Here is a 24512-nt window from a genome sequence, read left to right as displayed (position 1 = left end):
ATGGTCGAAAAAACTCCTGAAACAACTTTCTCCGGACCAAACGACGAACCTAAATACAATAATCCGCTTATTTTATGACCAGTCATGGATAAATTGCCCATATCAACCGCTGGCGGCCTAGGCTAATCTCCTAAAACCATTACAGACCACAAGCCCATAATAAAACAAAGAAGGCGCCCTTTTTAGACGCCTTCTTTTTATTGTATTATTTTAATACGACTAGTCTTCTTCTTTCGAAGCTAACAGTTGATCGTACTCTTCACGGGAACCTACGATGATGTTGCTGTACTCACGCAAGCCGGTACCTGACGGAATCAAGTGACCAACAATCACGTTTTCTTTCAAGCCCAATAGGTCGTCACGTTTACCTGCAATAGCTGCTTCGTTAAGTACCTTCGTAGTCTCTTGGAAAGAAGCCGCCGAGATGAACGATTTCGTACCCAATGACGCACGCGTGATACCTTGCAACAACGGACTGGAAGTCGCTGGAATTGCATCACGTACTTCTACTGTCTTCAGATCCTGACGTCTTAGGCTGGAGTTTTCCTCGCGGAGCTTACGCATCGTCACGATCTGTCCCGGACGTAACGTCTTCGAATCACCGGCGTCCACAACGACTTTCTTATCGAACAAGGAATCGTTTTCCTCCATGAAGTCCCATTTATTAACAGCTTCTTTCTCTAAGAAACGGGTATCTCCCGGATCTTCGATATTCACTTTCTGCATCATCTGGTGGACGATGGTTTCAAAGTGTTTGTCGTTGATTTTCACACCCTGTAAACGGTAAACTTCCTGGATTCCATTCACAATGTACTCCTGAACTGCTGCAGGGCCTTTGATGGAAAGGATATCCGAAGGTGAAATCGAACCATCCGACAACGGCATACCGGCTTTTACAAAGTCGTTGTCCTGTACGAGGATATGTTTTGAAAGAGGTACCAGATATTTCTTGATCTGTCCATCTCTGGATTCGATCGAAATCTCACGGTTACCACGTTTCACGCCACCCAATGTCACGACTCCGTCAATCTCTGTTACAACGGCAGGGTTGGAAGGATTACGTGCTTCGAATAACTCGGTTACACGTGGAAGACCACCTGTGATATCCCGGGTTTTACCTGTAGCTCTAGGGATTTTCGCCAAGATTGTACCTTCCTTGATCTTCTGACCGTCTTGTACCGAAACGTGTGCACCCACCGGGATGTTATAAGAACGCAATACGTCTCCCGCCAGATCGGTGATCTTGATTGTCGGGTTCTTTGTTTTATCACGTGTCTCGATAATCACTTTTTCTTTGTGACCGGTTTGTTCATCCGATTCATCACGGAATGTTACACCTTCAATAATTGCTTCGAATTCGATTTTACCACCGAATTCAGAGATAATTACCGCATTATAAGGATCCCAGTCGACCAAGAGTTTACCTTTTTCAACTTTGTCTCCCTCATTGACGTACAAGTTAGCCCCGTACGGAATAATCTGATTGTAAAGAACCTTGCGCTCATCGTTTACGATACGGATTTCGCCCGAGCGGCCAATAACAACCTGGTATGGTCCCTCTTCGCCTTCTTTTGCCACCGTGCGGACGTTCTCAAACTCGATCTTACCTTCGTATTTAGCAACGATGCTTGAGTCTGCAGCGATATTGGATGCAGTACCCCCCACGTGGAACGTACGAAGTGTCAACTGTGTACCTGGCTCACCGACAGATTGCGCAGCAATAACGCCGACGGCCTCTCCAAGCTGAACGCGTTTACCGGAAGCGAGGTTCCGCCCGTAGCAGCAAGCACAAACACCACGTTTAGACTCACAGGTCAACACCGAGCGGATTTCTACACCTTCGATACCTGCTCTTTCGATTTCTTCGGCAATCTCCTCCGTAATATCGCCGTTTGCTGCCACAATAACTTCACCAGTTTCGGGATGCAGAACGTCGTTCAATGGCGTACGTCCCAAGATTCTGTCGTACAACGGCTCAACGATATCGTCGTTCTCACGAAGGGCCGTTTTGTAAATACCTCTTAAGGTACCACAGTCCTCCTCGACAACAATCATATCTTGGGCAACATCGTGTAGACGACGTGTTAGGTAACCCGCATCCGCCGTTTTTAACGCCGTATCGGCAAGACCTTTACGCGCACCGTGAGTCGAAATGAAGTACTCCAATACCGATAGACCTTCTTTGAAGTTCGACAAAATCGGGTTCTCGATGATTTCTCCACCCGAAGTACCTGACTTCTGCGGTTTGGCCATCAGTCCCCGCATACCACAAAGCTGACGAATCTGCTCCTTCGATCCACGGGCACCTGAATCCAGCATCATGTAAACCGAGTTGAATCCCTGGTTGTCGTTCGAAAGGATATCCATAACGTGCGCCGTCAACTTATTGTTGATACGCGTCCAGATGTCGATAATCTGATTATAACGCTCGTTATTCGTAATGAAACCCATGTTATAGTTGTTCATTACTTCTTCCACTTCGTTGGTCGCCTGGGTAATCAGGTCTGCTTTCGCAGCCGGAATATTCAAATCCTGCAGGTTGAATGACAGACCGCCTTTAAACGCCGTCTGGAATCCAAGCTCCTTCATGTCATCCAAGAACTGTGCAGCACGGGCCATTCCCGTATTCTTCACAATCTCGCCAATGACATTACGTAGTGATTTCTTTGTCAATAGCTCGTTGATAAAGCCCATCTCTTCTGGAACGATCTGGTTAAAAATAACCCGACCTACCGTTGTTTCGATGATCGCATCAACAATCTGGCCTTCTTTATTTTTTGTTTTGGTTTTAACCTTGATATAGGCGTGCAGATCAATTTTATTCTCATTCAAGGCAATAATTACCTCTTCTGGCGAATAGAACGTCATGCCCTCTCCGCGGACTTTATGGTCGTCGGTAGACTTCCGGCCTTTTGTGATATAGTAAAGTCCCAATACCATGTCCTGCGAAGGTACCGTTACGGGCGAACCGTTGGCAGGGTTAAGGATGTTGTGCGAAGCCAACATTAAGATCTGGGCCTCTAAAATCGCTGCATTTCCAAGCGGTAAATGCACCGCCATCTGGTCACCGTCAAAGTCGGCGTTGAAGGCCGTACACACTAAAGGGTGCAACTGGATAGCCTTACCCTCAACCAACGTTGGCTGGAAAGCCTGAATACCTAGACGGTGTAGCGTAGGTGCACGGTTTAATAGCACCGGATGCCCTTTCAGTACATTCTCCAAGATATCCCACACGACCGGATCCTTGCGGTCAACGATTTTCTTTGCAGACTTCACGGTCTTCACGATACCTCTCTCGATCATCTTGCGAATGATGAACGGTTTGTAAAGTTCAGCCGCCATATCTTTAGGAAGACCACACTCGTGTAACTTTAGGTGAGGACCTACGACAATTACCGAACGTGCCGAGTAATCCACACGTTTACCAAGTAAGTTCTGACGGAAACGGCCCTGCTTACCTTTCAAAATATCGGAAAGCGATTTCAGCGCACGGTTACCTTCTGTCTTAACAGCGTTCACTTTACGCGAGTTGTCAAACAAAGAGTCTACCGCTTCTTGAAGCATACGTTTTTCGTTACGTAAGATGACTTCAGGCGCTTTGATTTCGATCAGACGTTTCAAACGGTTGTTACGGATAATCACACGACGGTATAAGTCGTTCAAATCCGAAGTCGCGAAACGACCACCGTCCAAAGGTACCAATGGACGCAATTCGGGCGGAATAATCGGAACGATCTTTACGATCATCCACTCTGGACGATTTTCTATACGGTCGTTGGCACTACGGAATGCCTCCACAACATGTAGGCGTTTCAACGCCTCGTTTTTACGTTGCTGAGATGTCTCGTTCGCTGCCTGATGACGTAGGTCATAGGAAAGCTGATCCAGATCAATCCGCTTCAGGAGATCCTCTAACGCCTCGGCACCCATTTTTGCCACAAACTTCTGTGGATCGGTGTCATCGAGGTATTGATTTTCTTTTGGTAAAGTATCTAAAATATCTAGATATTCTTCTTCCGTTAAGAAATCCATGAATGAGATGCCATCCTCTTCTTTGATACCTGGCTGAATAACCACATATCTTTCGTAGTAGATGATCATATCTAGTTTCTTCGTAGGAAGACCTAACAGGTATCCAATTTTATTTGGAAGGGAGCGGAAATACCAAATGTGCGCTACCGGAACCACCAAGTTGATGTGTCCCATACGTTCGCGGCGCACCTTCTTCTCCGTAACTTCGACGCCACAACGATCACAGACAATTCCCTTATAGCGGATACGCTTATATTTACCACAGTGACATTCATAGTCCTTTACAGGGCCGAAAATACGCTCACAGAATAAACCATCACGTTCTGGCTTATAGGTACGATAGTTAATCGTCTCCGGTTTTGTAACCTCTCCGCTTGAGCGTTCCAAAATAGTTTCCGGAGATGCCAAGCTAATCGTAATCGATGTGAAGTTACTTTTGATTTTATTATCTTTTTTGTAAGACATACTTTATAAAAAGTTAAAGCTGTATGTAACGGGCTTCAGAGGCGGCTGCGCAGCTGCCTCTGAAGCTTTCGCTTGATTTAATCCAATGTGATATCTAAACCTAGACCACGTAACTCGTGTACCAATACGTTGAACGATTCAGGCACCGATGGCGTTGGAAGGTTGTTACCTTTCACAATAGCCTCGTAAGTCTTCGCACGGCCAACCACGTCATCCGATTTCACGGTTAAGATTTCCTGAAGGATGTTGGATGCACCAAATGCTTCTAGCGCCCAAACCTCCATCTCTCCGAAACGCTGACCACCAAACTGCGCTTTACCACCAAGAGGTTGCTGTGTAATTAGCGAGTATGGTCCTATCGAACGAGCGTGCATCTTATCGTCGACCATGTGGCCTAATTTCAGCATATAGATCACACCGACAGTTGTAGGCTGATCGAAGCGTTCGCCAGTCAGACCATTGTATAGGTACGTTCTACCAGATGCAGGTAGCCCTGCTTTTGCGATCCACTCTTCCACTTCATCCATCTCGGCTCCGTCGAAGATAGGTGTCGCAAATTTAACACCGAGCTTTTGTCCGGCCCAACCCAATACAGTTTCGTAGATCTGACCTAAGTTCATCCGCGACGGTACACCTAGAGGGTTTAATACGATGTCGACCGGTGTTCCGTCTTCCAGGAATGGCATATCCTCATCGCGAACGATACGTGCCACAATACCTTTGTTACCGTGACGGCCAGCCATCTTATCCCCTACACGCAATTTCCGTTTCTTCGCTACGTATACCTTGGCCATCTGAACGATACCGGAAGGTAGCTCATCTCCGACAGAGATAGCAAATTTCTCCCGCTTAAAGGCTCCTAGCTCCTCGTTAACTTTAATATTATAGTAGTGGAGCGCCAGTTTTATCAACTCGTTCTTGTCCTCGTCTGTAGTCCAGCCAGCAGGATTAATGTGCGTATAATCGAGGTCTGCTAAAATCTTCTGCGTAAACTTCGCGCCTTTTGGTACCAACAGCTCTTTGTATACATTGTACACACCTTGGCTGGTTTTACCGTTGACTATCGAGAACAACTTCTCCACCAAGCGATCTTTTAACGCTTTGACGGCTTTGTCGTGCGCAACCTCTAATTTCTCCAATGCTTTCCGTTCCACTTCTTTGGACATCTTCTTCGCACGGGAAAAAAGTTTCGTATCGATCACAACGCCTTTCAGTGAAGGAGACGCTTTCAACGATGCATCCTTCACGTCGCCCGCTTTATCACCGAAGATGGCCCGTAGAAGCTTCTCTTCAGGTGACGGATCAGACTCACCTTTAGGGGTAATCTTACCGATCAGGATATCGCCGCCATTGACTTCTGCACCGATACGGATAATACCGTTTTCGTCAAGATCCTTGGTAGCCTCTTCCGATACGTTCGGGATATCAGCAGTCAACTCTTCTTCACCACGTTTTGTATCGCGGACTTCCAGCTCAAACTCCTCAATATGAAGCGAAGTGAATAAATCCTGCGATACAACACGCTCGGAAATTACGATCGCATCCTCGAAGTTGTAACCTTGCCAAGGCATGAAAGCAACCTTCAGGTTACGTCCTAATGCCAACTCGCCATTTTCGGTGGCATAACCTTCACAAAGAACCTCTCCTTTGGAAACCTTCTGTCCCTTCCTGACGATAGGCTTTAAGTTTATACACGTATTCTGGTTCGTTTTCTTGAACTTCGTCAGCCTATATGTTTTAATATCGTCATCGAAGGATACCAGACGTTCGTCCTCTGACCGTTCGTAACGGATTTTGATCTCATTGGCGTCAACGTATTCTACCACACCATCGCCTTCGGCATTGATCAACGTACGCGAATCGGACGCAACACGCGCTTCCAGTCCTGTTCCTACGATCGGTGCACTAGGGCGTAACAACGGCACAGCTTGACGCTGCATGTTCGATCCCATCAAAGCACGGTTGGCATCATCGTGCTCCAGGAAGGGAATCAACGACGCTGCGATCGACGTAATCTGGTTTGGAGCAACGTCCATATAATCTAAGCGCTCGGGCTCGATAATCGGGAAGTCACCCTCGTATCTCGCTTTTACTTTCGGATCCAGGAAGTTACCCTGATCGTCGTATTGGGCATTAGCCTGCGCAATCGTTTTATCATCTTCGTCCTCGGCAGAAAGATAGACTACCGGCTCGTCGACCACTACCTTACCATCTCTCACCTTACGGTACGGCGTTTCGATAAAGCCTAAGTGGTTGATTTTTGCGTGTACCGCCAACGAGGAGATCAAACCGATGTTTGGACCTTCCGGTGTCTCGATCGTACATAGACGTCCGTAGTGCGTATAGTGCACGTCACGAACCTCGAACCCGGCCCGCTCGCGCGAAAGACCTCCAGGTCCTAAAGCCGACAGACGGCGTTTATGCGTAATCTCTGCCAATGGATTGGTTTGATCCATGAACTGAGACAATTGGTTCGTTCCAAAGAACGAGTTAATGACAGAAGACAAAGTACGTGCGTTGATCAAATCTGTCGGCGTAAACACCTCGTTATCCCGAATGTTCATCCGCTCACGGATAGTACGTGCCATCCGCGAAAGGCCGACACCGAACTGTGCGTATAGCTGCTCGCCTACCGTACGTACACGACGGTTAGACAAGTGGTCAATATCATCGACTTCTGCCTTCGAGTTGATCAAGTTAATGAGGTACTTAACGATCGCGATGATGTCCTCCCTTGTTAACACTTTGATATCATCCGCCGTATCCAATCCAAGCTTACGATTGATACGGTAACGACCTACATCTCCTAAATCGTAACGTTTATCGGAGAAGAACAAGCGATCAATGATACCCCGTGCGGTTTCCTCATCTGGTGGTTCTGCGTTACGAAGCTGACGATAGATATGCTCTACAGCTTCCTTTTCAGAGTTTGACGTATCCTTCTGTAAAGTATTATATATAATAGAGTAGTCAGCATTGTTTGACGCATCTTCTTTGGCAAGTATGATCGATTTCACACCTGCGTCGATGATCAAATCAATGTGATCTTCTTCTAAAACAGTTTCACGTTCTAAAATAATTTCATTTCGATCGATAGATACCACCTCACCAGTATCCTCATCTACAAAATCTTCGATCCATTTTTTAAGCACCCTCGCCGCCAGACGACGACCAACATACTTTTTAAGACCAGACTTACTTACCTTTACCTCATCTGCAAGATCGAACAGCTCGAGGATATCTTTATCCGAATCATATCCGATCGCACGTAATAAAGTAGTAACTGGGAATTTCTTCTTACGGTCGATATACGCATACATCACGTTGTTAACGTCTGTCGCAAACTCGATCCAAGATCCTTTAAAAGGAATTACCCTTGCAGAATAAAGTTTAGTACCATTTGTGTGTCTACTCTGACCGAAAAACACACCAGGAGAACGGTGTAACTGAGAAACGATGACACGCTCAGCACCATTGATAACAAAGGTACCTTTCGGTGTCATGTAAGGAATTGTACCCAAGTACACATCCTGAACAATGGTTTCGAAATCTTCGTGTTCCTCGTCATTACAAGATAACTTCAACTTTGCCTTCAAAGGTACGCTGTAAGTCAGTCCGCGCTCGATACACTCTTGAATATCGTAGCGTGGCGGATCGATAAAATAATCCAAAAACTCCAGCACAAAGATGTTTCTTGAATCAGAAATAGGGAAGTTTTCCGCGAAAACCTTGAACAGCCCTTCCTGATGGCGATTGTCAGAAGTAGTTTCTAATTGAAAAAACTCCTTGAAAGATTGCAATTGCACGTCCAAGAAATCCGGGTAATCAATTACCTTCTTACTTGTAGCAAAATTTACTCTTTCGTTTTGAATATTATTGTTTGCCAAGGGAATAAGAATTTTAGTTTAAAAAAACTGAGCCAACTATGCTGTAATCGTGTTTTTGCCAAATGTCAGCACCCATTTGACACATGTAATAATATAAACAGGAATAGACTCTGTCAATTTTTTGACAGAGTCTAAACCTTTAAGGTGCTTTAATATGTGAGATTATTTGATCTCAACAACAGCTCCAGCTTCTTCTAATTGTTTTTTCAACGCTTCAGCTTCGTCTTTAGAAACACCAGCTTTCAACTCTTTAGGAGCACCGTCTACTAAATCTTTAGCTTCTTTCAAGCCTAAACCAGCTAAATCTTTAACCAATTTAACTACTGCTAATTTCTGACCACCAGCTTCTTTCAAGATAACGTCGAATGAAGTTTTCTCTTCAGCAGCAGCAGCGCCACCTTCAGCAGGAGCAGCAGCAACTGCAACAGCTGCAGCAGCAGGCTCGATACCATACTCGTCTTTTAGGATATCAGCTAATTCTTTAACTTCTTTTACTGTTAAGTTTACTAACTGTTCAGCAAGTTGTTTTAAATCTGCCATTTTATTTTGAATTTTTGAATGTACTTAATGATAATGTTTAATTAATGCACGAACCTTCTTTTATAGAGGTGCCCGTTATCCTCTTTCTTCTAAAGCTTTTACTAATCCTGAAATTGTATTTCCACCTGACTGAAGTGCAGAAATAACATTCTTCGCTGGAGATTGAAGTGCCGCGATAACGTCTGCAATAAGCTCTTCCTTAGATTTAAGCGTAATTAATGCATTCAGTTGGTTATCGCCTACGAAAGCTGTTTCTTGAATATAAGCTGCCTTTAGAATAGGTTTATCACCCTCTTTACGCAACTGTTTGATCAACTTCGCAGGAGCATTTCCTGTTTCAGAAAACATTAACGTAGAAGCACCTTTAAGCACGCCACGCAACTCTTCCGAATCAATACCAGCTTCGATAAGCGCTTTCTCGATCAAGGTGTTTTTAGCTACCTGAATAGCGATACCTTGTTCGAAACACTTACGACGGATGTTATTCACCTTTTCAACAGTTAAATCAGCAGTGTCAGTAATATAGAAATTACCGTAAGATTTAATCTGTTCGGCCAAAGCTTGAACAATTTCTTGTTTTTCTTCTTTTCTCATGATTAAATTCCCGCTACTGATTTAGTTTCAACATGAATACCAGGACTCATTGTTGAAGAGATGTGAATACTCTTAAAGTATGTTCCCTTTGCTGCAGATGGTTTAAGGCGTGCAAGTGTTTGTAATACTTCCAACGCGTTTTCGTAAATCTTATCTGCAGAGAACGACACTTTACCCACTGAAGTATGGATGATCCCTGTTTTGTCGACTTTGAAATCAATTTTACCGCCTTTAACATCGGTTACAGCTTTACCTACTTCTGTAGTTACTGTACCAGTTTTCGGGTTAGGCATCAAGTTTCTAGGACCTAAAATACGTCCCAATTTACCCACTTTAGCCATAACGCTAGGCATAGTAATAATGATATCAACGTCAGTCCAACCACCTTCGATTTTGCTGATGTAGTCATCAAGACCTACGTAATCAGCGCCCGCTGCCTTAGCCTCTTCTTCCTTATCAGGAGTACACAATACTAAAACGCGAACCGTCTTACCGGTCCCGTGAGGTAATGTCGCAATACCACGAACCATTTGGTTAGCTTTACGGGGATCCACGCCTAAACGAACGTCGATATCCACAGAAGCATCAAACTTAGTCGTAGTAATCTCTTTTACCAAAGCAGCTGCTTCTTGCAAAGAGTACGCCTTACCAGCTTCAATTTTGGATAGTGCCGCTTTTTGATTTTTTGTTAATCTAGCCACTTTCTTAAACTGATTTCGTTAATTAATTGTTCCAAGGAGCGTTACCGGAAACGGTAATACCCATACTACGTGCTGTCCCAGCTACCATTTTCATAGCAGCCTCTACAGTAAATGCGTTCAAATCAGGCATCTTATCTTTCGCGATAGCCTCCACTTGCTCCCATGTAACAGAAGCAACCTTTTTACGGTTCGGCTCGCCAGACCCGCTCTTTACTTTAGCAGCGTCTTTCAACTGTACCGCTACAGGAGGAGTCTTGATAATAAAATCGAACGATTTGTCACTGTAAACTGTAATGACAACAGGCAATACTTGCCCTGGTTTGTCTTGCGTACGGGCGTTAAACTGCTTACAGAAATCCATGATATTCACACCTTTAGCACCTAATGCAGGTCCTACCGGAGGAGATGGATTTGCAGCACCGCCCTTTACTTGTAATTTTACTAACGCACTGACTTCTTTTGCCATTTTGTTTTGAATTTAATTGTTAAATGTTTGTTAGTAAGTTGGAAGCATTAACGTAACATTTATTGTCTCGCCGGCCATCTAGTTAAACTACACAACCAAACGAGGTGCAAAGATATATATAATTTCTATTACCAACAAAAAGATTCGTAAATATTTTTTTGTTCCGCTGACAGGGTGGGTATAAATAAAAAAAGCTCCTTTTTGGAGCTTCTTCTTTATTCTTTCTCTACCTGCATATAGTTTAGTTCCAGTGGCGTCTTTCGACCGAACACCTTCACCATAACCGTTAGCTTCTTTTTATCTTCGTGAACTTCTTCGATCTCACCGGTAAATCCGTTGAAAGGACCATCGTTTACTTTCACGGTCTCGCCGACATAGTAAGGCACATTCATGCTTTCTCCCTGTTCGGCCATTTCATCAACCTTACCTAAGATCCGGTTAACTTCTGCAGGACGCAATGGAATCGCGTTACCCGCTTTATCTCCAAGAAAACCGATAACACTATTTAAATTTTTTATAGCATGCTCAATCTCTCCATCCAACGCAGCTTCCATCAATACATAGCCAGGATAGTAATTACGTTCCTTCGCCACCTTCTTCCCATCGCGCATCTGGTAGTACTTCTCCATCGGTATCAACACCTGAGGCACCAAATGTTGAATCCCCAAACGGTTTACTTCAGCCTCTATATATTGTTTGACCTTCTTCTCTTTTCCACTAACGGCACGAACTACATACCATTTTAACGATTGATCTGCCATAAAAATTTACTGATAAATTAGGAAGTAATTCCGTACAATAACTCTAATAGATTACTTGACGCTTTATCCATCACAAAAATTACCAATGCAATCAGAACGGATGCCACAAGTACTACTACCGCCGAGTTCTGCAACTGAGACCAGGTAGGCCAAGTCACTTTCTCTGTAACTTCGACATAAGAGTCTTTAAAAAAATCAAGTACTTTAGCCATTTTTAGTTTACCTAAATTATTTAGCACGGGCACCAGGACTCGAACCCAGACCAAAGGTTTTGGAGACCTTCGTTCTACCTTTAAACTATGCCCGTGTAATTTTTTTACTGCTGCAAATATAGCGTTTACGCGGTATTGGAGCAAATAATATTTATCTTTTTTTTAATAGCGGAAGCACAAACAACACACCTAATCTCTACCCGCACTTATATAACAGTTGCTTGAAAATCACTCCCGCTCCTAGGATGAACAGCCCGTCTTACCGCATAGCGTTCAACGTCCCGATTAGAAAAAACAAGCTAATCAGCAGATGCTAATTAGCTTGTTTCTTTTATAGTTAGAATAATCTAAACGATTACGCTAAGATTTCAGTTACCTGACCGGCACCTACTGTTCTACCACCTTCACGGATAGCGAAACGTAGACCTTTCTCCATAGCGATAGCGTTGATCAACTTAACAGTGATTGTAACGTTATCACCTGGCATAACCATCTCAGTTCCTTCTGGTAAAGAAATTTCACCTGTTACGTCCGTTGTACGGAAGTAGAATTGAGGACGGTATTTGTTGAAGAACGGCGTGTGACGACCACCTTCAGCTTTTGACAATACGTAAACCTCAGCTTTGAAATCTGTGTGAGGAGTTACTGTACCTGGTTTACAGATAACCATACCACGACGGATATCAGTTTTCTCAATACCACGTAACAATAGACCTACGTTGTCACCAGCTTCACCGTAATCTAAGATTTTACGGAACATTTCCACACCAGTTACTGTAGACTTCAAGTTCTCAGCACCCATACCCAAGATCTCAACTGGATCACCAGAGTTGATCACACCACGCTCGATACGTCCTGTTGCAACAGTACCACGACCAGTGATAGAGAATACGTCTTCGATCGGCATCAAGAAAGGAAGATCAGTCAAACGTGGAGGAATTGGAATGTAGTTATCAACAGCATCCATCAACTCCATAATTTTCTCAACCCACTCTGGCTCACCGTTCAATGCTCCTAAAGCAGAACCTTTGATTACAGGAATGTCATCACCAGGGAATTCATAGAATGACAATAACTCACGAACTTCCATCTCAACTAAGTCTAACAACTCTTGGTCGTCAACTAAGTCAACTTTGTTCAAGAATACTACCAACGCAGGAACACCTACCTGACGAGCCAAAAGAATGTGCTCACGAGTTTGAGGCATAGGACCATCAGTAGCAGCAACTACGATGATAGCACCGTCCATCTGTGCAGCACCTGTAACCATGTTTTTAACGTAGTCAGCGTGACCAGGACAGTCAACGTGTGCATAGTGACGATTAGCTGTTTGGTATTCTACGTGCGCTGTGTTGATTGTGATACCACGCTCTTTTTCTTCAGGAGCTGAGTCAATTGAATCAAATGAACGAGCTTCTGACAAACCTTTATCAGCTAATACTTTAGTGATAGCAGCTGTAGTAGTTGTTTTACCGTGGTCAACGTGACCGATAGTACCAATGTTTAAGTGCGGTTTACTACGGTCAAATTTCTCTTTTGCCATGTTTATGCGAATTAGTAATTATAAAATATTTCTTATTTAATCCTTATACAAAAGTAAAAAACTTTTTGTCTTACGAGCCAAAGATGGGATTTGAACCCACGACCTCTTCCTTACCAAGGAAGTGCTCTACCCCTGAGCTACTTCGGCTTTTAAAAGCTTATCTACAGATTAATGCCTCCACCTTATTTTAGATAATTTCACCAAAAAGACAGAGACTTAAATCAAATGTTAAAAAGTTGAGCGGAAGACGGGTCTCGAACCCGCAACCTATAGCTTGGAAGGCTATCGCTCTACCAATTGAGCTACTTCCGCTTGTGTCCGAACACCCTCCAAAGGCAAGTGAAAACCGAACATTTTTTTAGTGTGGAGGGAGAAGGATTCGAACCTTCGAAGCCGAAGCAACGGATTTACAGTCCGTCCCATTTGACCGCTCTGGAACCCCTCCAAACCTGCAAATTTCTTTGCATTTTGAGCCTCTTATCGGGATCGAACCAATGACCTACTGATTACAAGTCAGTTGCTCTACCAGCTGAGCTAAAGAGGCAATATTTAGATTTTAAAAAACTCTCTCTAAGAACTTCTATCATTTCAGATAGCGAGTGCAAAAATCTAACTTAGTTTTGATATTTGCAAGTTTTTTAAAAACTTTTTTTATCGTGTTAAAGAACTTCTTCTATCACTTCAAACCACATAACCGTGTTTGATTTTGATGATGCAAAGATAGCCATACAACCGAAACTTCAAAAATATTTCGCAAAAAAAAACCGGCGTTTTAACCATATACTTGATAAGCAAGGAAATAATTTACATCTTGCACCGCATTTTGACAGCGCGTTTACGTCTAATATTTATGAGATTTAAAAACACATTCCATTTTATATTTTTATTTACCTTTTTCTCCGGTCTCCTACTCCCCTTTTTAAGCCGCGCACAAGAAGACAACCTGATAAGGAAAACGATCAGGAAATTTCTTTCTTCCGAAACGGATTCTACACGAGCAGGCAGCCTGATCGTGCTTCCTGCAGTGGGATATGCGCAGGAGTCCGGCTTAGAATACGGGTTAGCGGGAACCTACAACTTTTACCTGGACAAGGCGGATATGAACAGCCGTACCTCCAATATCACCCTCATTGGGACGCTAACCACCAAACAGCAAAAGAACATCAAATTGTTAACGGATATATGGACGAAAAACAACGACTATCATATCCTGTCCGAGCTACGCTACAGGGACTGGCCTTTTAATTTTTACGGCCTTGGATCCGACACATGGCTTGCAGACGAAGATTTCCTTGAACAACAGCTGGTGCGTGCGAAGATCGATGTCGAAAAAAAGGTCGCCCCGAATCTATATGCGGGTGTCAACGCCAACTTCGAACACTTTAAGTTCGAAGATCGCGAACCCGGCGGCATATTTGATCGGCCAGACGTTATTGGACAGACGGGCGGACGTTACCTGGCACTCGGCGTATCAACCCTTTTTGACACCCGGAATAATACGACCTATACAACCGCAGGCATGTACGCCCGGTTGAAATATGCTTACGCCCCCGGCTTTTGGGGAGGAGACAATTTTTCGGGAAGCCAATGGGAAGCTGATATCCGCAGTTTCTGGAAGCTGTCCCGTCCGCTTACGCTGGCCGGCCAGGTGCTTTATAGGGGTACCTTCGGAAAAGATGTACCGTTCTACACCTACCGCGATCTTGGGGGAGACATGAGCATGCGCGGCTATTACCTGGGACGTTACAAGGATAAGAACTATGCTACAGCACAGGCCGAACTCCGCTACCGCTTCATGCCCCGCTTCGGCGTTGTCGGCTTTGCGGGAACCGGGGGTACGTTCTCCGAAAAACACGATCTCCGGCTGGTCCCGAGCTTTGGTGCAGGTATCCGGTATTTCTTTAGCCTAGAACATAATAGCACGATCCGCTTTGACTATGCCTTTGGAGAGCAGCGTCCGGGGGAAAAGCGGCAATCCGGCTTTTACCTAAGCATCAGCGAAGCCTTTTGATACCGCCTGCTTTTAGTTTCCTCGCCTGCGCCCATCCGGATTACGTTGCCAATACGGGTAACGCAACAGGAAGTGTTCTTTTCGCTGCCCCTCACGGTGTAAGATGACGCCAAAATGGAAGAGGTTAATGGAAACAACAACATCCGGATCGCTTACGAGCACCTGCCATTTTCTTCTCACAGCCCTGCTTTTCATCGGCTCGTGCACCACGACAACGCTTCCCCGTCGCACACATAGCAGCAGCTCTTCCGCGGACGCGGTCAGCAGATCGCACCAAATTGCCGGCGCCTCGCTTCCCGGCGTCCAACGTTCGATCCGGGCGATGTCCATGACAATCAGGATCCTCCGCAGCATAGCAACATAGCAAACCGGAGGCTGCTCGGGGAAAGCCACCGCGTTGTCGGGCACAGCGTACGGCCGATAGATCGCCTGATCAGCAAGTTTATACACGAACGGCGAATGCGTGCCGTGCCGGCTGTTCGATAGCCAAAAGTGTTTCACCAGATCCCAAATGTACCTCATCTTACAAACTTAACGCTTTTCGGAACCTCTTACGACGGGAACTGCAGAATAAATGTACTCCCTTTTCCCTCGCTGCTTTCGACAAAGAGGTTACCCTTATGTAAAAGCATAATCTGCTTGCTAAGTGTCAGTCCGACACCGCTGCCGGCCTTTTTGGTGGTAAAGAAAGGCGTAAAAATCTGTTCCTGTATATCCGGCGACATCCCTCTTCCGTTATCCTGCACCTTGATTAACACATTTCCGTCGCGCCTCACACCGGCCATGCTGATATAGGGGACCGGACTTTCCCTTACCGCCTCGATCGCGTTAAGCAGTAAATTGATCAGGGCCTGCTCAACGAGATTGACTGGTTGCCCGAAAAGTAACTATTGTCAACAAACTGGTTCGTGGTACTGTTGATGCTTCTTCCCTGATTGTAGGAATGGGCAACGTTTCCGTTGAGGGAGGGTAGCCGGTTGTACTGTGCCTGCGCGTAGTTTATCTGATTCCGGGAGAGGTTCAGTTCGGAACGGCGTAACGTAGGATTGTTTTTAACCGCCCGCTCAATACACTCGGCAAGCGACAGTGGATGCAAAGCCTGCCCGCTGACCGGAGCGGCGGCCATGGCGCAAACTATAAACAATAAATAAAATCTAACAACGTCTTTCATCCATAATGTTTTACTGCCTTATCCACAGCACGTGCCAAAACAACAACAAGCTGTATCACAGCAAACTAAGAAAGACCAAAAACAGAAAATGTCCGATTACGGACATCCGGTGTACGCCGGTGAACATCTTGAGGGAGCGTATCCGAGATCGCATTGCCAGTTAAAACGTTAGCGATCTGATGAGATTAAACCAGATTATCTCTTCTAATTCTGTATTTCAAGATATCCAAACGGCACATTTTGTCCATCAATCGTCGTTTTGCTGATATACTTAAAAATGACCCGGGCCGGATCGCCTATTTCACCCGACTGACAGATCCGCCCTCCTTTTACTATGGGAAGGTAAAATTTACGGCAGCCCCCCCCAACAGGAGCAAGCCGACTTCCTGGGAATTTCGCGCAATACAATGCAAAAAGCATGGAAATATCTTCTATCCGGCTGAATTATGTCGAAAATAGCCTGTTCTAGCAGGCAGAAATCCGTCAATAACCATCCCGAACTTTGGTAAAAACAACTGGGAATGAAAACGAAAGCAAAACATATCGCCTCCTTCTGCATCAGCACATTTCTGACGATGTTCTGGCTGTATGTGTCGCTGGACAAGCTCTGGGCGCCGGCACGGTTTCGGGCGGCCTTGCTGCGGCAGCCCTTCCCGGACTGGTGGGCCGATGTGCTGTACTGGAGCCTGCCGCTGGCCGAGCTGGGCATCGCCATGCTCTTTGTGCTGCAGCGCCGGCGCCCGGCCTTCCTGCTGTCCGCCCTGCTGCTGCTTATCTTCACGATCTACATAGGCCTGGGTGTCGCCGGCTTGTATGTGCAGCGTCCGTGCGGATGCGCGTCGGTGTTTAGCGGGCTGTCCTGGACATGGCATCTGGCGGTCAACCTCGGGCTCCTCGGCCTGTCTATCGTGGGCAGGTATACCACCGGCCCACCCATCTCCATGAGCGGGCGGGGACGCCCCAGGGCCGCCATAGGATTCCGCCGTCACGTGCCGCTGAGGGCAGTGGCGGTGTACCACGCCATAATCATCCTCAGAAAACGCTTTCCAAAGAAGTTTGCGCCCTTCCCGGGCAGGCCGGTACGCGTAAACCTAAATTATACGTTTGTGGCGTTGCCGTAGAAAATGCCACCGAGGTTACAACAGGCTGCGCAGCCTCGTAAAAGCAACGGCGCAGCCCACAAACGTAAAACATAGCGTTTTTTGCGGTAAACTTTTTTTAAGCGTAAAAAAAAGGCCATTATATGAAAATTACATCAATTCTTCAGAAGAACGCCATGGCCATCGTAGCCATGGCAACTATAGTCGGGTTCTCGGCGTTTAAGATCGGAAGCGAAGCCCAGCAAAGCAACCGGTATGAAGTCAACAACGGCCAGATCGTGTCATCAACGCCGTTGGAGACGCCACCTAGCGATGATCCTACAGCTGATTGCAGCACACAAAAAACCGCCAATATGTGTGCGATTCAGATCGAGCTTGAGGACGGCCAGCCTTTTCCATCAACGGTTGCCGAAGCCGAGGCGAACCACAATGTACTAGACGAAGCTTATAGAGACTAGTACGGCAAACCCTCGATAAGGATACACCTTATCGGGGGTTTTGTTCGATATTCGATTTGTCGATGACGTACTGAGGGATCGGAAAAATGTACCTTTTATCGTTCGGCGGAAGGACGTAGCGTTGTCCATTAATATCCCTGCTCAATTCGTAAGACCATTCACCGCTTCTATTCAGTCTTTTGAGATCCTCCCATCTAGAGGCTCGCATCACCAGTTCCCTTCTCTTCTCTTCAAGAATCATTGTCAACAGTTCTTCCCGACCAACGTTCTGCACCGGCGTGTAGGATTCCGCGCTAAACCGGTGTGACCGCAGCCTGTTATACAAGTTTAGACTCTCCTCCTGTCTACCTATCCGGCAGGCAGCCTCCATTGCTATAAGATAAAGCTCATTGATAGACAAACCCGAGAAAGGGAGAGCATAACCCACGTAACTGCCTTTAAAGTTCAGCCTCCCGTTCTGTGGATTCCGCATAAAATAGGCCTGTTTACGGAGGTCGTTGTCATCGTACAGTTCGTAGAGTGACTCGTCCATACAGGCCCTCGTTTGCGCCAGTGCCGGCAACGCAGGCAACCAGGCGTTGAACACGATCTCGGGATTGCCTGCGCCATAAATCGGGAATACCTGCACGGGGGTAACGTCAAGCGTGTTGAAGTCGATCAATTTATTGTTAACGGCAAGTGCCTGTTGTGCATATTCCCACGCCCTTACGTAATCCTGCTGATAGAGATAAATCTTCGAAAGCAACATCAAAACAGCGCACTTCGAAGGCCTTTCAGGGTTGTAAACGTCATCTCCAATCACGCGGAGACTCTCCTGTAGATCGCTCAGTATGAATTGATACGTGTCCTTCAGTGTACTCCGGGTAACCGGTATATTGATATCCGATTCACGCCTAAGAGGAACTCCAGTACCGTCGACCTCAAGACTGCCGGTATATTCGCCGAAAAGCAGCATAATGCTATAATGGTTCCACGCCCTGTGGAAAAGGGCGCGCCCTTTTACCTCTCCCCACAGTTTTTCTTCTTTCTCGGCAGGTGTCATCTTTGCCAGGCCTTCCAACGCTATATTCGCGTAAAATATGCGCTCATAGCCATTATTCCAATCTCTCGACCACTCTCCCTCAAAAATTTCGCTATTCCATACGTACGCATTCCGTTGGATTGAGGATGCCAGAAGCTGCCAATCCGTCGGTAAGAGATAATAATCGTCAAGAGATAATATGGCTAACTCCTGACTGGTCATCTGGTTCATGACCGATAGCCGATCCATCAGCGACTCAAACTCCGTCAGCTTGGTGAAGATCACCAGACTTTTCTCAGATTTTTCATCCAGAAATCGCTCTGCGCAACCTGCAATAAACAGGCTGCAGAAACAAAAGGTAAAAAGTAATATCTTGTTCATTGTTTAACTTAAAATTGTGTCCGTAACCCCAGTGAAAAGCTCCTCGACGGGAGATAATGCTGCAAAAAATAATCAGGATCAAGGCCGACCTTATTCTTTCTCCATAGTATGCCCAAGTTCTCCGCAATAAGCTGAACGTCCACCCTGATCTTTGTCGACTTCAATCCCAACCTATATCCAAGGTTGATGTTCTGCAGCCGGATGTGATCGCCCGGTTCGATCAGCACTTCGGAGTTCCGGTAATAGCTTGCCCTATTCCGGTCCAGCTCTTCGGGGAGCGAGGGCACGGAGGTATAATTTTCGTCACCGGGTTTTCTCCACCTGTTCATATAGTCTTCGTGCATCCCCCATGATTCAAACAGGGACGCATAATCAACTGAAGGCCTGCGGAAGACAAAGCCTCCTTTCCACAACAGCAATATGTTCAATGAGAAGTCTCTCCATGCAAACCCGTTACGGAAGGTACCGTTCCACAGCGGCACAGAATTGCCGACATGAACAAGGTTTTCTACATCAAAGTTAGACACGTTTGTCCCATATGTAGTTCCCAGCTGCCCGTCGACCATAATCAGCGGCGAACCAGTTTGCGGGTCGAGGCCATACCACGGGAAGGCATACATAATATCCCGGGAACGGCCGGCCACAGCCGGCACAATATATTGGAAATACTCATCTATCGTCAATGGGGTGACTTCGTAATCAAGCACGCGGTTTGCGGAGCGGCTCACCCTCAGGTCGGCAGACCATTGTAAGGAATGGAAAAGCCTGTTTTGCCCTCCCAGCACGATATCAATACCTTTGGTCCGGAACTTGCCGTAGTTGACAAGTTCCCTTACTCCTCCCGACGTAGGATTCAGGCCGGTAGTCGGATCTGCGTTATGATAACCGATAAGGTCGTAGCTATTTTTCTGATACCATTCCAGGCTTCCCTTGATTTTATTGTTAAAAAGGCCGAAGTCAAGCCCAAGGTTATATGATCTGACCCTTTCCCATTTTAGTTGCGGATTACCGGCCGTCCGCAAAAGAGCCTCCGGCAGACGCGTAATGGTATTGGTCGCGAATGTACCGGTGGGATATGCTGTTGCATTCTTATTCACATTGCCATTTTCGCCTATCGTTGCCCGCAGCTTTAGCAGATCAAAAGGAGAACCGCTCATGAAGCGCTCGTTAGATAACAACCAACTGGCTCCCAAAGACCACAACGGAACACCTTTCTGATTGGTCTTTACTCCGAACAGATTAGACGCGTCCCACCGCAGGCTACCCGATAGAATATATTTCCGGTCCCAGTCCAGCGACGCCAATCCATAGTACGAAACAAACCTGTCCCTGCGCTGGGTGACGCGAGCACCCGGCGATGGTATGCGCTGGCTACCCTGCGGACGTATGGGGAAAAACCGCTCGTAGTCCAGTATCGCCGTCCCCACGTATGTATCTTCATCGAAGCCGTATATAATTTGCATGGGCTCATATAGTTCTGTCAGTTGGCTCACCTCCGCTCCCGCGAGCCCGCTTAGATGCAGCCGGTCATAGTAGGTATCCGTATAGTCAACCTGAGCCCGTAAAGCATGCCTCCGCTGGCTGTTAGGCCGAAACTGCCGGATGTCGCCATCGGGAACTACCGTTTTACCATCGCTCTGCATGAACCTATTAACCAGATTTCTGGTGAAGTAGCTGTCTTTCGCGTAGATCTCGGTCGTATTTGCTCCATTAAAGTTGTAGTTGTAATGAACCGATGCCTTCACGTTCTCCAAAATTTTGTACCCCATGGTCGAGAACAGACGGATTCCGGTGGATGCGGAAACATTATTGCGCAGCGCCAGCTCCTGTAGCGGCCTGAACATCCAGTCGCGCCCGGTCTCCTGCTGGAAGCTCTCCACATAGCTATAACTCAATCCTTTCGCGATCCCTGTTTCCGAACCATCATCTGTAAAGAGGGAGGCATAGGGGTAGATGGCAATCTTACCCGACGGCACCATGCCAGATTGGTCATACATGGAGACACCGTTATCCCCGGTGTTCCGATGCACATAGTCCAAAGCGAGCTTCGCATCTAAGCGCGGTGTAATCTTCACGCTGTTGTCTATACGCAATGTCAGGCGTTTTTCGTTATCCCCTACCGTGGTAGCGTTTTGCGCGTCGTATCCCAGAGAAGCCATATAAGCATGGTTGGAACCGCCTTGTCGCACCGATAAGTTTAAGCTGTTGTTAAACGAGGGGCGATACAAATGGTCGGCAGCCTCTCTGCGGATATCGTTTTTTTCGAGCGCCGCCAGCCGCCTCTCCAGTTCGTCCACAGCGATTTCTCCGCGCTGTTGCTGGAACAGCATGTGCACCACGGGCGACACTACGATGGTCGGAGCATCTCGATAGTAGCCCCTTTCAAATAGATTTCTTTCCAACGCAATGAACTCACTGCTACTGACAAAGCGGCGGCTATCCATAAGATTCGGCCGTTCTCCTATGCGGCCGGACCATGTAAAATCAACCGAGCTTTTCCCATCGGTAGCCGCCTCCTTTAGTTGAATAACCAGGACGCCGTTGCCAGACTTTGCACCCCAGATGGCTGCTGATGCCGCATCTTTTAACAGGACAATACGCTCGATGTCGTTTGGATTTATGTCGGCAAGGTTGCCCTCAAAAGGAAAGTTGTTTACGATCACCAAGGGTTGGGAGTCGCTCATAATTGTACTTAGCCCGCGCAGGCGAAGGCTCAGCCGCTCGTTCGCATTCTCTGTAAAGCCGGCGGTGCGACGGTCAAAAGCAATAGCGCCCGTTGCCCCTTCCAATCTTTCGAGCATATCGGGAGAAAACGACTGGTTCATCACATTTTTACCGATCACCTCGAAGGCGCCCGTAGCACGCTCCTTTGGAACAGTATTATAACCCGTACTAACCACCTCAACCTGTTCGAGGGTGTTATCAGCAGGAGCCAGCGCTATTTCCAAAAGATCTGTGGAGTAGGTATACGCCGTTTTTTTCTGCTCATAACCTACGTAGCTGACAACAAGGATGCCCTGCTCTTTACCAACGGGGACGCTAAACCTGCCATAACGATCCGTAATAGCCGTACCTTTCTCATTTTGTATGGAAACCGATGCGCCAGCAATCAGCGAACTATCATTCGCGGAACGGACCACGCCGTGCAGGATCTTATTCTGCGGTTGTGCATATAGGAGGGTTGGCAGCAGAAGCGATATTGCCAACAGAATATTAAATAACAGTGCAAACGGCCAGCCTCTGCGGGACCGGTGCACGGTGAATAGGTGTTTCATTTTGCAAACAGTTAACTTTAATTAGTCTTTAGCAGGATGCTTATGTCGGCTTTTTTAAAGACGGAAGAGCCTCTATTGCCAGAGCATACATAAGCACCGCTGAATGTATACGTCTTAATGAGATTCTATCCCCGGATACCCCAAAGGGCTACGTGTCTCTGTTGGGAGTTCGTCAATTCGCCCATCGAGAAGATCGGCGATATAGCCGTGAGAGTCTTGCCTGGCCTTTGTGACACCGAAAAATCTACCATCCTTTATCCAGACAGACGGGCCTACCACCACTTCTCCCAGAAAATACTGCGCGAAGAAATACCCCGCCTGCCCGATCACCTGCGTGTTTTTCCATTGTCGGTCGTCGGCATACAGAGCGGCCCAAAAATCGAAATCTATATTCACGCCCAATACGCTGATATCATCGCGTATTGACGTGTGCAAACCTTCCCATTTGGCTATCGATTCGAGACACGGACTGCACCATCGGGCCCAAAAATCGAGCACAACGAATTTTGTGTCTGACAGCTCCTTTAGTGTTAGATACTGTCGCCCCAGTGAATCATTTACCACACGGAACGGAAGGTTCAATATCTCTTCAGGAATGATCTCTCCCACCACCAGACGGGGAATCCTTTCCGGCACAACCTTGTGCCAGTATATGGGGTAGTCTTCAATGTTTTCAACCGTTTTGTTTGCGATATGCTGATCTGTAAGAGCTTGATCGAAACGACGTGTCACCAGAGAGTCCATTGGCCACCTTTCATCGCCCAGTGTCAGAAAAAAATCAGAAGTTTGCCTTTCGGCAGCCCGCGTTTCCGCGGACTGCGCCCAGGCCATAGGTAGACTAAACAACATGACACATAAGAATCCAAAAGAAAGGATTCTTATGTTCTTCAAGACCATCAGGGAAGATAAAATACCTGAAAACCAAAGTAGCCCGTAAGCGAAGACTACTTTGTTCTTCGTTGCCTTAAAAAGCAAACTCTTCAACGAAAACCGTACCATTCTTTTGCGTTCGCTCGCAGGGCAGCTTACCGCGGATGTACAAAACGCATGTAGCCCCGTCGTAGGTATCCGGTAGCTCCGCCGTACCTCTGTGGTACCTCTCCCGTAGCTTCCCCGTACCTCCGTAGTATCTCTCCAGTACCTTTTTAGTACCTTTTCGGTACCTTTCCCGTACACTCCCCGTACACTCGCTGTACACTCAGGGTACATTAACCTGCTCTTTTTTGGCTTACGCAACGGTTGCGTAAATAGTACTTCATCAGTACTTAAGGAGTACTTAAAACCTACCGGAGATATATGGGGCCGGCGGTGCAAAAATTTGTCGCTTTCTGCTCCGCTGTTCGGGTGGTCTTCGAGACCGCTTCGACTGGCGTTCGAGACCGCTTCGGGACAGCTTCGGCTATCCTTCGGGAGCGCTTCGGCTGCTCTTCGACCCGCTGCCGAAGACTTGCCGAACAACTGTCGAAGCCCAGTCGAACAAGTGTCGAACAAGCCTCGAAGGAATCCCGAAGCAGATCTGGAGAACGACCGCATACCGGCCGAAGAAGCGAAGGCCTCCTGCTGCTCTACGGGCAATGAAACATGCCTGTTTTTAGATTTAGAGAGCCGTTCAAAAAAAGGCATAGGGCTCCCCTTTGCGTAAAAATACGTCATTTATTTAAATCGGTTAAAGGGTTAGTAATCAAATTAAACCAAAAACCGACCTCTCCCTTTCACTACGAAAAGGAAAATATCGCCAAAATCCATTTGGAGTATTGAAACGGAAAAAGTATTTTTATAGTGCTAGAATAAAAATGTCATTACCGAGTCAATTAACCTAAATAAACATTGGTGCATATTTGGTTTTAAGAGGCCGGTAAAGCAAAAAACATAGGTGGGCGACGTCCTTTATGGA

At 46.5% G+C, this 24512-nt stretch carries 18 protein-coding genes and 5 tRNA genes; 3 read left to right on the top strand and 20 right to left on the bottom strand.

The features are described 5' to 3' along the window. Nucleotides 1-219: 219 nt before the first annotated feature. The 14 genes from rpoC to BC792_RS17500 form a co-directional block, all read right to left on the bottom strand. Nucleotides 220-4497 carry a DNA-directed RNA polymerase subunit beta' gene (gene rpoC, locus BC792_RS17565; RefSeq protein WP_148910327.1) on the bottom strand — a complete coding sequence of 1426 codons (4278 nt, stop codon included), beginning with the start codon at nt 4495-4497 and terminating at the stop codon, nt 220-222. Between the two features lie 77 nt (nt 4498-4574). Next, nucleotides 4575-8384 carry a DNA-directed RNA polymerase subunit beta gene (gene rpoB / locus BC792_RS17560; RefSeq protein WP_148910326.1) on the bottom strand — a complete coding sequence of 1270 codons (3810 nt, stop codon included), beginning with the start codon at nt 8382-8384 and terminating at the stop codon, nt 4575-4577. A 162-nt stretch (nt 8385-8546) separates the two neighbouring features. After that, nucleotides 8547-8924 carry a 50S ribosomal protein L7/L12 gene (gene rplL, locus BC792_RS17555; RefSeq protein ID WP_002992785.1) on the bottom strand — a complete coding sequence of 126 codons (378 nt, stop codon included), beginning with the start codon at nt 8922-8924 and terminating at the stop codon, nt 8547-8549. Nucleotides 8925-8999: 75 nt separating this feature from the next. Beyond that, entirely contained in the window at nt 9000-9518 is a 519-nt protein-coding gene (gene rplJ / locus BC792_RS17550) for a 50S ribosomal protein L10 (RefSeq protein WP_148910325.1), read from the bottom strand. A gap of 2 nt (nt 9519-9520) precedes the next feature. Further along, a complete protein-coding gene (gene rplA, locus BC792_RS17545; protein ID WP_148910324.1) occupies nt 9521-10219 on the bottom strand; it encodes a 50S ribosomal protein L1 in 699 nt (232 codons plus the stop codon). 22 nt (nt 10220-10241) lie between these two features. After that, the gene (rplK, locus tag BC792_RS17540) at nt 10242-10685 is read right to left on the bottom strand and encodes a 50S ribosomal protein L11 (RefSeq protein WP_148910323.1); all 444 of its coding nucleotides are present in this window, start codon (nt 10683-10685) and stop codon (nt 10242-10244) included. 215 nt (nt 10686-10900) lie between these two features. Then, on the bottom strand, nt 10901-11446 hold the full coding sequence (gene nusG, locus BC792_RS17535; protein WP_148910322.1) for a transcription termination/antitermination protein NusG: 546 nt from the start codon (nt 11444-11446) through the stop codon (nt 10901-10903). A gap of 17 nt (nt 11447-11463) precedes the next feature. Next, on the bottom strand, nt 11464-11658 hold the full coding sequence (gene secE, locus BC792_RS17530) for a preprotein translocase subunit SecE (RefSeq protein ID WP_148910321.1): 195 nt from the start codon (nt 11656-11658) through the stop codon (nt 11464-11466). Nucleotides 11659-11682: 24 nt separating this feature from the next. Further along, a tRNA-Trp gene (locus tag BC792_RS17525) sits at nt 11683-11753 on the bottom strand. A gap of 260 nt (nt 11754-12013) precedes the next feature. Further along, the gene (gene tuf / locus BC792_RS17520; protein WP_148910320.1) at nt 12014-13201 is read right to left on the bottom strand and encodes an elongation factor Tu; all 1188 of its coding nucleotides are present in this window, start codon (nt 13199-13201) and stop codon (nt 12014-12016) included. 75 nt (nt 13202-13276) lie between these two features. Further along, nucleotides 13277-13348: transfer RNA gene (locus tag BC792_RS17515), tRNA-Thr, on the bottom strand. 92 nt (nt 13349-13440) lie between these two features. Further along, nucleotides 13441-13513 (bottom strand) — tRNA-Gly (locus BC792_RS17510). Between the two features lie 52 nt (nt 13514-13565). Next, nucleotides 13566-13646: transfer RNA gene (locus BC792_RS17505), tRNA-Tyr, on the bottom strand. Nucleotides 13647-13672: 26 nt separating this feature from the next. Then, a tRNA-Thr gene (locus tag BC792_RS17500) sits at nt 13673-13745 on the bottom strand. A 306-nt stretch (nt 13746-14051) separates the two neighbouring features. Here BC792_RS17500 and BC792_RS17495 point away from each other — a divergent pair. Next, a complete protein-coding gene (locus tag BC792_RS17495) occupies nt 14052-15212 on the top strand; it encodes a BamA/TamA family outer membrane protein (protein ID WP_148910319.1) in 1161 nt (386 codons plus the stop codon). Between the two features lie 12 nt (nt 15213-15224). On the opposite strand, the gene BC792_RS17490 is transcribed toward BC792_RS17495, so the two are convergent. The 3 genes from BC792_RS17490 to BC792_RS17480 are packed head-to-tail and all read right to left on the bottom strand — an operon-like array spanning nt 15225 to nt 16383. Further along, nucleotides 15225-15734: a hypothetical protein gene (locus BC792_RS17490; RefSeq protein WP_148910318.1), complete on the bottom strand. Its 510-nt coding sequence runs from the start codon at nt 15732-15734 to the stop codon at nt 15225-15227. Nucleotides 15735-15763: 29 nt separating this feature from the next. Next, nucleotides 15764-16048 (bottom strand): ATP-binding protein, encoded by a 285-nt coding sequence (locus BC792_RS17485; protein ID WP_482240270.1) that lies wholly within the window; start codon nt 16046-16048, stop codon nt 15764-15766. 8 nt (nt 16049-16056) lie between these two features. Further along, entirely contained in the window at nt 16057-16383 is a 327-nt protein-coding gene (locus BC792_RS17480) for a TolC family protein (RefSeq protein WP_148910316.1), read from the bottom strand. 521 nt (nt 16384-16904) lie between these two features. On the opposite strand from BC792_RS17480, the gene BC792_RS17475 reads away from it, so the two are divergent. Together BC792_RS17475 and BC792_RS17470 are read left to right on the top strand one after the other, a co-directional pair. Beyond that, nucleotides 16905-17504, top strand: coding sequence for a MauE/DoxX family redox-associated membrane protein (locus tag BC792_RS17475; RefSeq protein WP_148910315.1), 600 nt, complete (start codon nt 16905-16907; stop codon nt 17502-17504). 122 nt (nt 17505-17626) lie between these two features. Further along, the gene (locus BC792_RS17470; protein ID WP_148910314.1) at nt 17627-17941 is read left to right on the top strand and encodes a hypothetical protein; all 315 of its coding nucleotides are present in this window, start codon (nt 17627-17629) and stop codon (nt 17939-17941) included. A gap of 28 nt (nt 17942-17969) precedes the next feature. On the opposite strand, the gene BC792_RS17465 is transcribed toward BC792_RS17470, so the two are convergent. The 3 genes from BC792_RS17465 to BC792_RS17455 form a co-directional block, all read right to left on the bottom strand. Continuing rightward, nucleotides 17970-19343, bottom strand: coding sequence for a RagB/SusD family nutrient uptake outer membrane protein (locus BC792_RS17465; protein ID WP_148910313.1), 1374 nt, complete (start codon nt 19341-19343; stop codon nt 17970-17972). An 8-nt stretch (nt 19344-19351) separates the two neighbouring features. Beyond that, entirely contained in the window at nt 19352-22618 is a 3267-nt protein-coding gene (locus BC792_RS17460; protein WP_148910312.1) for a SusC/RagA family TonB-linked outer membrane protein, read from the bottom strand. A 114-nt stretch (nt 22619-22732) separates the two neighbouring features. Then, complete coding sequence (locus BC792_RS17455) at nt 22733-24271, bottom strand: TlpA family protein disulfide reductase (protein ID WP_148910311.1); 1539 nt, start codon at nt 24269-24271, stop codon at nt 22733-22735. Between the last annotated feature and the right edge of the window lie 241 nt (nt 24272-24512).

Source organism: Sphingobacterium allocomposti (assembly GCF_008124885.1).
In the GTDB taxonomy this organism is placed as follows: Bacteria; Bacteroidota; Bacteroidia; order Sphingobacteriales; family Sphingobacteriaceae; genus Sphingobacterium; species Sphingobacterium allocomposti.
The sequence above is the reverse complement of the archived record's forward strand: the minus strand, read 5'-3'. Positions and strand labels throughout refer to the sequence as shown.